Origin of the sequence: Treponema sp., from assembly GCF_017430385.1 — a bacterium.
Lineage (GTDB): Bacteria > Spirochaetota > Spirochaetia > Treponematales > Treponemataceae > Treponema_D.
The window spans coordinates 1-9,682 of the sequence record NZ_JAFRNB010000139.1 but is presented as its reverse complement, the minus strand read 5'-3'; the positions used below and the strand labels follow the sequence as shown (position 1 = coordinate 9,682).

Below are 9,682 nucleotides of genomic sequence, written 5' to 3'. Positions count from 1 at the left end.
TTTGCCATTTACTTTCCTCCTTGGCGTTACGCAATAGACTTGAACAACCTATTGTACACCTTCGAGGAAAGTTTTTTTTGCTATAAGCTTTTGCCCACCACCCGCATAGCAGGTGGTTTATTGTGAAAACATTCCGCTTCGCTACATGTTTTCACCGGCTCATGCGCCGTAACAATAAAGGCTGCCACGATCGGCAGCCTTATTTGTTTTCAATCAATTTTCAAATTGTTCTTTATTTAAAGCAGTCTTCATTAAGATAAGGGGAAAATTCATCATTTCTTCTGTATTCTTCTTCGCTTTTTTCTTTATAAAATTTATCATAATCAATAGATTTTTCGATTTTTGTTATAGAATCAACCGAGAATAATTGTTTTGTGAATGATGTTATCTTTGTTTGAAATTCCTTTGCAATAACTTCTTGAAAATCATTATCCGTTACAAGTGTCAAACAAAACGCCTGTAAAATTTTATTCAAATCCTCTTCTTTTTTCTTTGCTTGTTCTGCAATCGTATTCGCAAGATTTTTTTCAACAAATTGGGAATGAAGAAATTCATTAAAATGAAATGGTTTTCTGAGTTTCATATTTTTCTCCAATTATATATTTTCATCAGGTTTGGCAATGCAACGCACTTTAATGCCAGCCCTGCGAATTTGTTATTTCCACTGCAAGAAATCTTTTGAGCCATCACGCAGAGTAAAGTAGGTTTCCGCATCTACCCATTTGCCCGGTTCAAGTTGCAGTTTGTAGGTGAGCACGCCGCGCTTGTCCAAAATGACGCTTGCGCTTTCCCAGTTGTCGGCGGCAGCAACACAGCGGTAGTCAATGTACACCTTGCAATCTGACAAATCGACTAATTTCTTGAACAGTTCTTTTCGCTCGTCGATGTGAACATTTTTGTATGTAGAATATAATTCCGTGAATAACTTAGTGTATTCTTCTTGCAACGCCACACCGTTTTCTTTTGCGAATGCAGAACGCATTTCTGCCAAGTCTTCAACATCTGACCAGCCATAGAGATTTTCCGTGCCGAAGATGTAGCCAACAAAAGAACCGCAATCTTCCTTTTTATACGATTCAAGATTTTCATATTCGCGGTGCTTTTTCATTCCATCGGGATAATCGTCCCAATGTTCATTTACGAACTGAACGAATTTTTTGTAGTATTGAACTCGTAGGAGCGGAACGCCATCGGCTTCTTCTTCAAGTTCATCCAAATTGTTTGCCAATCCGTAATTTTTTATGTATTCTGGATTAGGTACATAGTGTTCAGCATCTTTCGCAGTTGCATTTGTTCCACAGTTTTCATAAACAAATGTGTTCAATTTTTTGCGGGCAATGTCATACTCCGTCGGCGTTCCGACACCAATATATTTTCCTAGCCATGTTTTGTATTCATCTTCGCTCGCTTTGTTGTGCTCAAAATACCAATGCTCATAATCCGCACCATCATGCAAGTATACCGTTACTCCATCTTCGCCGACACTGCTGACATATCTTCGCCATTGTAAATAATCTTCAAGATTGTCGCCGTAACTGTCAAGTCTGCGGTATCCGCTGAAAATAAAGGAAAATATATCGTCTTCAAAACCAGTGTGAGTATCATTATAAGTTTTATACAATTCAAAAAAATCTTTGAATGAAAAAATATTCAATGGTAAATAATATACTGGCTCAATGCCCAAACTAAGGATGGTTTTTCTCAACAGTTCAGCAGGTGTTTTTTTGTATTCTGAATAATATCCCATAACGGAACTTTGTGCCCATTTTTGATTGTATGTTTCTTGTCCCCATAGTTTATTTTTTTCAGAGAGATTATAAAGGCTCACCCCGCTAAAATCACAATCCCGACCTATAATACCGTTTTCTAACGGTTGCATGAACGGTTTCTTCAGAATATTCGGTATAAACTGATTTTTAAACGATTTTGCGTATTCTTTTGATTTTGGCTCATACCGGAGCACGACATAAACTCCGCCGTTCGTTTCCGCACTTTGAACGCCTGTCTTAAAAGTAAAATCGCCGTATTGCTGAATGTCGTTTTCCACGGCTTTGTATTGGTTTTTGAGGATTTTGTCAGTCGTCTTGGAGATTTCTCCCGCCTGCTGATTTTTCAGTTTTCCGCGGCTCAAATCATCTTTATCGTTAAAGGCAAAATCAAAAATCATCCACGGAAGCACAAGCCCAAGAAAAAAGCCCGTGATTTTGCTTCCGTGCAAGGCAAGAAATTTCTTCCACGCTAAATCGCTCTGACTTTTCCCAAAAATCGCCGTTACGGGCGCATAATCGTGGATTTTTTTGCCCAATTCCCAGCCATAATGACTGCCGAGCACACAGAGGATATATGTCAGCAATCCCAAGCCGAAATTCGCGGTATCGGCAATAATAAAAATGGTAGGAATAAGCGAAAGTAGCAGTGACGGCAAGAACGACACGACCGTTTGCTTATCCAATTTGAATTTTTCAAGCATAAAAAACTCCTTCACAGTAAAATAGATTAAGATTTTCTTGATTTTAGAAAAACCTTGATATTATACAGTATTATTACATTATTTTATTAAAATTATCAATATAAATCAATTTTATTTTAATTTTGCTCTGTAATTTTATTTTTCAGAAAAAGGCATTCTTAAAGAATGAATGCAATCAGAGAAACTTTTGTGAATAATCTCAAATTTTACAGAAAGAAAAGGGGAATTTCGCAAGAAAAACTTTCGTATGCCGTTGGAAAAAGTATTGCTTACATAAATCAGATTGAAAATAAAATTTCTTGGCCGCAGCCCGAAATGGTTGATAAAATCGCAGTCGCACTCGAAATTCCGTCGTCCGCGCTTTTTGAGGAAAACGGCAGCCCGCAGAACAAAAAAGACTTGTTTGAAAACACTTTCGGAAAATCGCTAGAAAGCGAGCTTCTCTCTCGTATTGAAAAAGATGTGAAGGAAGTGTGCAGTTTGATGTAGAGAAAAATTCATTTGGGGGCTACCTGCCGGCCGGCAGGTCGGCTGTTCCGCCGTTCCGAACTATGCCCTACAAGATGTAGGGTGAAAGCAAAGATACCCTAGCCCATCGGCTTACACAGAAATCTCTTCTTTTAAAGAAAGCACTTCTTCCAACGAAAGAGATGTTATTTGTGCCGCCTGCTCAGCAGAAAGCCCCATTTTAAGTGCATTTTTTGCATTTTCAATAGCATTTTTTTGCGCACCACGAATTTCACCCTCTTCCAAATCGTAGGCTCTTTGTCGTTCCCATGTCATATACTGAACCCTCCATTGAGTATTGTGCTTTGCATTGAAAATAAAATTTCCTAAATCAGATGTAAACTTTCCTTTCGCCTTGTTTGAAACCAAAAAATTGAAAAAATCTTTGATTTCCTCATCTTCTGATATTTTAGCACATATCGGAGCTATAAAAAAGTGTTTGTAAGCACGGTCTCCAAGTTTTACGACATGATTTTCCAGACAAAGATTTTCAAATGTATAGACAGGCATATTTTTTCTGAAAATATCCGTCATGCAAAGAAAAATCACATGGGAATTTTTCAGTTCGTTGTATTTCTGTCCTGTTTTCAAAGTATCAATATCCATCAACCCTTGATAGTATCTTGATCTCTCTGGAATATCTTTCGTATTGGCGACCTGTATTTCAATATCAAACATCTGGTTAGAATCTTTAACAAACACATCAAGTCGAATTCCCCTCGCGTCATAATCAATAGCGATAGTTTCCTCATTCGACATTTCTATTTTCTCAATTTTGATGTTTAGGAGCATTTCAATCAGATGTTTACAAGCATCCGGATGATGTCTCATCACTTTATAGAAAATAAAATTATTCGCAAGAGTCAGATTTTCCCACTTTTCAGAAAAATCTATCTCATACTGATTCTTATTTTTCCCTGCCATTTTCGCACCTCGCAAATAAATCTTGTGAGACACTTTCTTTTTTCTCACACATATTTATTTCCAAAAAAAGTGCGTTTTCGGCAATGTGATTTGATAATTTTTTGTTATATTTGAAAATTTTTAATTTCCGGGGGCTACCGACACTTCATGTCGGTCGGGCTTTCCGCACTTACGCGCTAACCGCGCTCCATTCCTTCGTTATACTACGGAACTGCTCCGCAGGTGCTACAATCCCTAGCCCAAAAGTTAAATAACTTGACCATATTCATAAATAGAATCGCTTGCAAGGTCTATATAATCATTCCAAAAAATGCATGTACGGCTTTCATCAAGAGAAAACTGCTTCCATAATCCATGTATATTTACTAAATCCTTAAATGATTCAATTGTATTTATATCTTGCGCGACATCATAGAGAACTTTTTTGCCATCATCAAAGAGAACTTCTAATTTATAATCGTCCCTATCTTTAACAGATTTTATTCTTGGAATCATAGATTACTCCAAAGGCGGAAGTTTTTCTATTTTTTGGCTGTTCCACATTTTTTCCAATTTTTCAGTATTAAGTTGGAGCCATTCCTTTACAATAGATTGAGCTTTCTGAGGTAAATCACCTTCTGTCATTTCTAATGTTTTTAAATCAAAAATGCCAGCATATTCGCCATAAAGAGCATGAATATGAGATGGTTCATGTTCCTTAGGCTTGAAGAACATTTTTATGACTATTCCGTAAAATCTTGAAATTTCTGGCATAACAACCCCCAAACAATGTAATTATATCACATCTCAAAAAATTTTATGAAAAAGTCTGATTATTTTTCCAAATTTTTATAAAAAAAATCCCGCCTCAATTTGAAGCGGGAAAAATATTATAGAAAAAATTTACTTTTCTTGATGGTAATGAGTTCCACACTGAACTATATACAATTTATCACCATCAACTTTATAAACAAGTCTATTTGCAGAATCAATTCTTCGACTCCAGTAACTTGAAAGTTCATGTTTCAAAGGCTCAGGTTGACCACGACCTTTATCCTGACCGTTGCGTTCGATGTCATTTATCAAATCATGAACCATTTTTATCAGTCTTTTCTGATTCAGTTCGAAAAATTTACAGTAGTCATCCCATGCAACATCTGCCCAAACTTTTAGCATTACAGATTCTCCTTCAGTTCATGAATCTGACCGTTTCCAGCTTCAATTTGGGCAATACTTTGTCTCAAAAATTTCATATTTTCTTCTGAGTAAATATAGGGGTCGTCTGCGGCTTTCAATGAGAAGGGAATTCCATTTTCACGAATTGTTGCCTTTACGAAGGCAGTTATCGCGGTAGTAACATTCAATCCAATTGAATTAATAATGCTTTCAAACAAGTTCTTGTCTTCGTTCTCAATTTTTGCAGATATTGTAGTCATATTTACTACCTCCAACTACAGTATACTACAATAATATAATTTTTGTCAAAATACACATGTCGGCTGACAAAAAATCTGCCCACCGGAAATCGGCGGGCAGAATCCTTTACTTAAAAAGTTTAATCTTAAAAGTGATAAACCGCACCGGCATGAATTGACCAAGAGAACACACCTATTATTCCCATATTGTTGTTTGTATCAAGATTGCAACACAAGAATTTCAAAGAATTACTGCTTTGTCATTGTGCCAGAAAAATCACCTGTTACGGCGACCGTGTTCCAGTCATCAGAAGTCTTGCAGGTCAGATTAAGACCCATTCCCAAATCAGCTATTGTTCCAGTTATTTTAACTGTATTTCCGCTTCTGGTGTATGTTCCTGTCGCACTTCCTACAGTTTCCTTTTTAGAATAGCTAGAATCATAGCCTTGCGAAGACCAGGTGTAATCATTATTTATTGTAAGAATCATATAAGCCGGTCCAAGAGAAGGATTTGAAAGACTTCCTTTGTATCTTCCTGAAATCGCTTCCGTGATTCCCCCTGAACCTTCCGACGAACTTGAATCATCATTGTCCGAGCAAGAAACAAAGCACATTGCCAACATCAGAACAACAAGAACTGAGAAAAATTTGAAAAATCTTTTCATAAAAACTCCTTTTTGCACGAAATGCAAGTGATTTTATTGAGTTTTGTCATTAAAAAATGAGAAAACTCTTTTCTTAAAATAGATTATATATCAAAACTCATTTTTATCAAGTAAAAAAATATCTTTTGTCATATTTTGAATCATGAACTTTTGGAAAAAAGTCGATACTGAACTAACTTATTTGGGAAAAACGCGGAAAGAACTTGCAAATTCAATCGGATTTGATGTAACGAACATCAGTTTTGGAATCAAACGAAACAGTATTCCTGCTGCCGACACAGCCCTCAAAGTCTCTCGTTTTCTTGGAGTATCTCTTGATTATCTTCTGGACATGAGCGACGAATCTTCCAAAGAATCAGTTAATCCACAAATTTCAGAAATCGAAAACAAATTACGCCGTTTTTCACAGAACGATTTAAACGCGATTCTTACCGTAATAAACGCTTTGAATGAAAAATATTAGAAAATTTTCTTAAGGTTATTTTTCGTTGAGAAAATTCCTGTTTCATTCTAAAATATCCCTTATGTCAGAACAGCTTTACAAAGAAATTTTTGAAGAGGCGATGAATCTTCTTCGCGAGGAATACAAATCAGCGGGCAATGAAAACGAATTCATTTTGAATTTTAACCTTTCTTATATTGAGGACACTATTTCTGAAATCAAGGTTGGTGTCGCATCAAAATTTTTGTGGGATCGCATGGTTCAGAAAGGTAATGTCGCAAAAATTCAGTCTACAATCGCTGAGCTTTCAGGTCAGAGCATAAATCTTTCGCCGGTTTTCAATTTTAAACCACAGGGTTCTTCTCAGAATCAAGTTACGCAAAATCAAGTTTCTCAGGTTCCGCAGGCTAATGCTGAATCTCCGAAAACTGCTGAAACTCCGCCGCAGGATAATGTTGATTCAAGTCCAAAATCTCAGCCAAAGAAATTCTTTGATACTGATTCGCCGGATTTCTCAGCTTCCCCTAAAGCCAAAAATCTGTCGCAGATTGATCCGCACCCGCAGCTGATTGAGGATTTCACTTTCGAGAACTTCATTCCAGGTGACAACAGCGACTACGCTTACAAGGCTTGTCTTGCGGCGGCTGAAAATCCTGGCAGCAAAAACTACAATCCGATTCTTCTTTACGGTCCTTCTGGTGTCGGAAAAACTCACCTGATGGTCGCTATCGGAAATTACATTTACTATCATAATCCTAAGCTCAAAATCGCTTACATCACCACTGAGTCGATGATGAACGAATTCACGGCCTCTATCCGTGAGCGCACGACCGATAAATTCACAAAAAAATACCGAAAGCTCGATGTCCTTCTTCTTGATGATATTCAGTTCCTTGAAAAATCAGAGAAACTGCAGGACGAGCTTTTCTACACTTTCGATGAAATCTACAACCGAAAAGGCCAGATTGTGTTCACAAGTGACCGCCCGCTCAAAGACATCAACGGTATCGTAGAACGGCTCAAAACAAGGTTCGGCAGAGGCCAAAATATTGATCTTAAAGTTCCTGATTATGAAACCCGGCTTGCCATTATTGATAAAAAACTTGAATTCCAGGGAAAAACAATCCCGCAGGATGTAAAGGAACTCATCGCTCAGACTTTCCAGTCAAGTGTCCGAGAACTTGAAGGCGCGCTTTCCAGAATGATTGGCTATGCCGAGCTTATGAACAAATCTCTTACAATTGAGATCGCAAAGGAACAGCTTAACGATTCAATAAATCCTGCCGGAAGCGGAATCATCAGCGTTGACACAATCCAGAAAGCCGTAAGTGAATTTTACAATGTCTCTGTCGATGATTTGAAAAGCTCCTCACGCAAAAAGACTGTTGCTGTTCCACGCCATATCGCGATTTATCTTTGCCGAGAGCTTACTGAATATTCGCTTGATGAAATCGGCGAGGAATTCGGTGGCCGAGACCATTCGACCGTAATTTCTTCTATAAATAACATTGAAGACAGGCTTAAAACCGGAGACCTTGCTATTTCTGACATCATAAAGGCTCTGACAAAGCAGATTGGAAAAGGCAATTAAATTTCCCGCCCCGAATAGAAATTTCGGGGTATTTTTTTTATCGAAATTTGTGAATTCATTGCTAAATTCATGTGGATTTCGTGTGGAAAACTTTTAATATTGTGGAAATGTGGAAAACTTGTTGAGAACCTTAAGATAGTTTTTAACCTTATAATTTTTTATGCGAAAAAGAAATAGAATACTTTTCAACAAATTCACAGCCCTTATTATTACTACTACTAAATTCTTTAAAATTTAGATATAAATAAAATCTGTGAAAAACTTCGGCTTAAGGACAGTAACAAAAAATCCATCCGTGGATTTTTTGATTACAACGAGAAAATTCTATTCACCTAAAGGTAAACAGAATTTTCTCTCTTTACATTTACCCTGCATCCATGCAGGGCTTTAAGGAACTAAAAAGCCAAACGAGCACGACAACTAAAGTACTCGCAACCCGAAGGGGAAGCCCCAAAAAATTCTTATTTATAGAAAAATTCTCTTTAAAAATAAAGGAAAATTTTCTATAATAGAAAGACATTTACAGGAGTTGAAAATGAAGTTTATTTTTGACCGAAACGCGATGATTAACGAAATTTCCATCGCACAGGAAATTATTTCTACTAAAAATGAAGTGTCTGTTCTTTCAAATGTTCTTCTGATTGCAGAGGGCGGCACTCTTACAATTAAGGCTACTGACATCAAAGTAAATTTCCAGACTAAAATTCCTGTTGATATAGAAGAAGAAGGCTCAACTACTGTTCTTTGTGACAAATTCATGGGTATTCTTTCAGCTCTTCCAGAGGGCGAGATTGAGTTCCTTCTCAAAGACAATGACAATCTTGTTTCAGCCGTAATCCGTCATTCTACAAAGAAAATTAAATATCAGCTCAACTGCACTTCTCAGGATAAATTCCCTGAAATCGCAATCGCTGAGAAAGTTTCATTCTTTGAGGTTCCTGCAAAAGAACTCAAGGCTATGATTACTCAGACAAGCTTTGCCGTAAGTGACGATGAGACACGCTACTTTATGAACGGCGTTTATTTCGAGAAAAAGGATGACAGGCTTGTTTTGGTTGCAACTGATGGCCGACGACTTGCTTATGCAGAAAAAGCTGTTCTTGCCGGGGTTCCAGAGTTCCCTGCTGCAATCGTTCATCCGAAGATTCTCAATGTTGTTGCAAAACATGCTTCTGATGAAGGTCAGATTTCAGTCGCAATCGTTGATAAGATGATTTTCTTCAAGTTTGCGAACTATGAATTCTCTTGCACTCTTATTGACGGTCAGTATCCGAACTATGCGCGCGTAATTCCTGAGTCACAGGCACATTCTTTCAAGGTTTTGAAGAAAGAATTTGTCGATGCGCTCAAACGAATCTCAATCATGATTGATGAGACACGAAGAATTATTTTCAACCTTACACCAGGCGTTCTTACAATCACTTCAAAATCAACTAAATTTGGTGATGCAAAAGAAGAGATTCCGTGCCAGTACGATGGCGAGGAAGTTTCAATCTCGATGAACTACAAGCACATCGATGCTCCGCTCAAGGTTATGAACAGCGAGTACATTACATTTGAGTTTACAGAGGTGATGAGAGCCGTAACGCTCCGACCGGAGCCAGCAGCCGATTACTTCCATATCCTTATGCCGATGAGTGCGGAGTAAGCAAGAAAGTCCCTGCCTGATGGTAGGGATTTTTTTTATG

Annotated in this window: 12 protein-coding genes; 4 read left to right on the top strand and 8 right to left on the bottom strand. The window is 37.6% G+C overall.

Annotated features, from left to right (window positions below; translation table 11 throughout):
- Positions 1 to 232: 232 nt before the first annotated feature.
- Entirely contained in the window at positions 233 to 583 is a 351-nt protein-coding gene (locus tag IJJ71_RS10790; RefSeq protein ID WP_296846966.1) for a hypothetical protein, read from the bottom strand.
- A gap of 72 nt (positions 584 to 655) precedes the next feature.
- On the bottom strand, positions 656 to 2,470 hold the full coding sequence (locus IJJ71_RS10785; RefSeq protein WP_296846964.1) for a hypothetical protein: 1,815 nt from the start codon (positions 2,468 to 2,470) through the stop codon (positions 656 to 658).
- Between the two features lie 165 nt (positions 2,471 to 2,635).
- On the opposite strand from IJJ71_RS10785, the gene IJJ71_RS10780 reads away from it, so the two are divergent.
- Positions 2,636 to 2,959 carry a helix-turn-helix domain-containing protein gene (locus IJJ71_RS10780; protein WP_296846962.1) on the top strand — a complete coding sequence of 108 codons (324 nt, stop codon included), beginning with the start codon at positions 2,636 to 2,638 and terminating at the stop codon, positions 2,957 to 2,959.
- Positions 2,960 to 3,070: 111 nt separating this feature from the next.
- Here the strand turns inward: IJJ71_RS10780 and IJJ71_RS10775 are convergent, their stop codons facing one another.
- The 6 genes from IJJ71_RS10775 to IJJ71_RS10750 all read right to left on the bottom strand — a co-directional run bounded on the left by IJJ71_RS10775 (position 3,071) and on the right by IJJ71_RS10750 (position 5,961).
- Positions 3,071 to 3,901 carry an Rpn family recombination-promoting nuclease/putative transposase gene (locus IJJ71_RS10775; protein ID WP_296846960.1) on the bottom strand — a complete coding sequence of 277 codons (831 nt, stop codon included), beginning with the start codon at positions 3,899 to 3,901 and terminating at the stop codon, positions 3,071 to 3,073.
- A gap of 246 nt (positions 3,902 to 4,147) precedes the next feature.
- Entirely contained in the window at positions 4,148 to 4,396 is a 249-nt protein-coding gene (locus tag IJJ71_RS10770) for a DUF2442 domain-containing protein (RefSeq protein ID WP_296846958.1), read from the bottom strand.
- 3 nt (positions 4,397 to 4,399) lie between these two features.
- Positions 4,400 to 4,654 carry a DUF4160 domain-containing protein gene (locus IJJ71_RS10765; protein WP_296846956.1) on the bottom strand — a complete coding sequence of 85 codons (255 nt, stop codon included), beginning with the start codon at positions 4,652 to 4,654 and terminating at the stop codon, positions 4,400 to 4,402.
- Positions 4,655 to 4,783: 129 nt separating this feature from the next.
- The gene (locus IJJ71_RS10760) at positions 4,784 to 5,056 is read right to left on the bottom strand and encodes a Txe/YoeB family addiction module toxin (RefSeq protein WP_296846954.1); all 273 of its coding nucleotides are present in this window, start codon (positions 5,054 to 5,056) and stop codon (positions 4,784 to 4,786) included.
- Positions 5,056 to 5,316 (bottom strand): type II toxin-antitoxin system RelB/DinJ family antitoxin, encoded by a 261-nt coding sequence (locus tag IJJ71_RS10755; RefSeq protein ID WP_296846952.1) that lies wholly within the window; start codon positions 5,314 to 5,316, stop codon positions 5,056 to 5,058. Before IJJ71_RS10755 ends, IJJ71_RS10760 begins: the two co-directional genes overlap by 1 nt.
- Before the next feature lie 228 nt (positions 5,317 to 5,544).
- The gene (locus IJJ71_RS10750; protein WP_296846950.1) at positions 5,545 to 5,961 is read right to left on the bottom strand and encodes a hypothetical protein; all 417 of its coding nucleotides are present in this window, start codon (positions 5,959 to 5,961) and stop codon (positions 5,545 to 5,547) included.
- A 142-nt stretch (positions 5,962 to 6,103) separates the two neighbouring features.
- On the opposite strand from IJJ71_RS10750, the gene IJJ71_RS10745 reads away from it, so the two are divergent.
- From IJJ71_RS10745 to dnaN, 3 genes are all read left to right on the top strand, one after another.
- Positions 6,104 to 6,424: a helix-turn-helix domain-containing protein gene (locus IJJ71_RS10745; RefSeq protein ID WP_296846949.1), complete on the top strand. Its 321-nt coding sequence runs from the start codon at positions 6,104 to 6,106 to the stop codon at positions 6,422 to 6,424.
- Between the two features lie 61 nt (positions 6,425 to 6,485).
- On the top strand, positions 6,486 to 7,994 hold the full coding sequence (gene dnaA, locus IJJ71_RS10740) for a chromosomal replication initiator protein DnaA (protein WP_296846948.1): 1,509 nt from the start codon (positions 6,486 to 6,488) through the stop codon (positions 7,992 to 7,994).
- Between the two features lie 535 nt (positions 7,995 to 8,529).
- Positions 8,530 to 9,642, top strand: a complete 1,113-nt coding sequence (gene dnaN / locus IJJ71_RS10735; protein ID WP_296846947.1) for a DNA polymerase III subunit beta — start codon at positions 8,530 to 8,532, stop codon at positions 9,640 to 9,642.
- The last annotated feature ends 40 nt before the right edge of the window (positions 9,643 to 9,682 follow it).

Coding starts and splice junctions, on each gene's coding strand:
- IJJ71_RS10745 (WP_296846949.1), top strand. CDS start 6,104: ATGAACTTTTGGAAAAAAGTCGATACTGAACTAACTTATTTGGGAAAA.
- IJJ71_RS10760 (WP_296846954.1), bottom strand. CDS start 5,056: ATGCTAAAAGTTTGGGCAGATGTTGCATGGGATGACTACTGTAAATTT.
- IJJ71_RS10755 (WP_296846952.1), bottom strand. CDS start 5,316: ATGACTACAATATCTGCAAAAATTGAGAACGAAGACAAGAACTTGTTT.
- IJJ71_RS10750 (WP_296846950.1), bottom strand. CDS start 5,961: ATGAAAAGATTTTTCAAATTTTTCTCAGTTCTTGTTGTTCTGATGTTG.
- IJJ71_RS10775 (WP_296846960.1), bottom strand. CDS start 3,901: ATGGCAGGGAAAAATAAGAATCAGTATGAGATAGATTTTTCTGAAAAG.
- dnaN (WP_296846947.1), top strand. CDS start 8,530: ATGAAGTTTATTTTTGACCGAAACGCGATGATTAACGAAATTTCCATC.
- IJJ71_RS10780 (WP_296846962.1), top strand. CDS start 2,636: ATGAATGCAATCAGAGAAACTTTTGTGAATAATCTCAAATTTTACAGA.
- IJJ71_RS10770 (WP_296846958.1), bottom strand. CDS start 4,396: ATGATTCCAAGAATAAAATCTGTTAAAGATAGGGACGATTATAAATTA.
- dnaA (WP_296846948.1), top strand. CDS start 6,486: ATGTCAGAACAGCTTTACAAAGAAATTTTTGAAGAGGCGATGAATCTT.
- IJJ71_RS10765 (WP_296846956.1), bottom strand. CDS start 4,654: ATGCCAGAAATTTCAAGATTTTACGGAATAGTCATAAAAATGTTCTTC.
- IJJ71_RS10790 (WP_296846966.1), bottom strand. CDS start 583: ATGAAACTCAGAAAACCATTTCATTTTAATGAATTTCTTCATTCCCAA.
- IJJ71_RS10785 (WP_296846964.1), bottom strand. CDS start 2,470: ATGCTTGAAAAATTCAAATTGGATAAGCAAACGGTCGTGTCGTTCTTG.